The sequence below is a fragment of the Streptomyces sp. NPDC006624 genome (assembly GCF_040611555.1).
Lineage (GTDB): Bacteria > Actinomycetota > Actinomycetes > Streptomycetales > Streptomycetaceae > Streptomyces.
In genome coordinates, this window is record NZ_JBEXOM010000103.1 from 1 (window position 1) to 1,037 (window position 1,037).

2 protein-coding genes are annotated in these 1,037 nt (G+C 74.8%); both read left to right on the forward strand.

The window, feature by feature from the left end; genetic code table 11:
• Positions 1–289, forward strand: a 289-nt coding sequence (locus ABZY20_RS37460) for a hypothetical protein (RefSeq protein WP_356448039.1), incomplete at its 5' end; no start/stop codon positions are given.
• The coding region (locus ABZY20_RS37465) for a UvrD-helicase domain-containing protein (RefSeq protein WP_356448041.1) at positions 286–1,037 on the forward strand (752 nt) is incomplete at its 3' end. The genes ABZY20_RS37460 and ABZY20_RS37465, both read left to right, overlap by 4 nt.

The window sequence follows — 1,037 nt, forward strand, 5'->3', positions numbered from 1 at the left end:
GCTGCTGCGCCTGCGCGACTACGGCCTGCGCATGCCGCTGCCGTTCCTGCCGCGCGCCGGCTGGCTGTGGTACGAGGCGGCGATGCAGGACAAGGACGGTTGGAGCCGCGCCGAAGCGCAATGGCACGGCGGCCCGCGCCATTGGGGCGAAGGCGGCCAGCCCGGCGTGCGCCTGGCGCTGCGCGGGCGCGATCCGTTCGCCGACGCGGAACTCGGCGAGCAATTCCGCGGCATCGCCCGGCTGGTGTTCGATGCGGTCGTGCTCGGCCGCGACGAGGACGCCGCATGAGCGCCGCGCACGATCCGGCTTCGAGCGATGCGGCGGCGAGGGATCCCTTCCTGGACCTGCCGCTCGACGGCCTGCGCCTGATCGAGGCGAGCGCCGGCAGCGGCAAGACCTACACCCTGGCGACCTTGGTCGCGCGCTTGGTGATCGAACGCGGCCTCGGCGTGAGCCGCATCCTCGCGGTGACCTTCACCGACGCGGCCACCCAGGAACTGCGCGAACGCCTGCGTCGGCGCCTGCTGCTGGCCGCGCGCATCGCCGCGGACGATCCCTCGCTGGACGAGGCCGACGACGATGCCGAGCGCGCGCTGACCCGCAGGCTGGTGCGCGCGCAAGCCGCGACCGAAGGCGAGGCGGCGCTGCGCGCGCGTCTGCAGCGCGCTACGCGCGAGATCGACCTGGCCGCGGTGGTCACCATCCACGGCTTCTGCGCGCGGGTGCTGGCCGAGAACGCGCTGGAAACCGGCCAGCCGTTCGCCGCGCCCGAGCTGATCGGCCGCGAGCGCGAGCTGCACGACGAAATCGCGGTCGACCTGTGGCGCGCGTTCGGCGACGACGCCGGCGATGCCGAACTGCTGGCGCTGCAATGGCCGGGCGGCCCCGCCGCATTGGCGGCCGACCTCGGCGCGCTGCTGCGCACGCCGCTGTTGCTGCCGGCCGCGCCGGCGACGAGCGACGACCCGCTGGCCGAACTCGACCGCGCCGGCGCCGCGCTGCGCGACGCCTTCGCCGCATACGCCGACGACGCCTT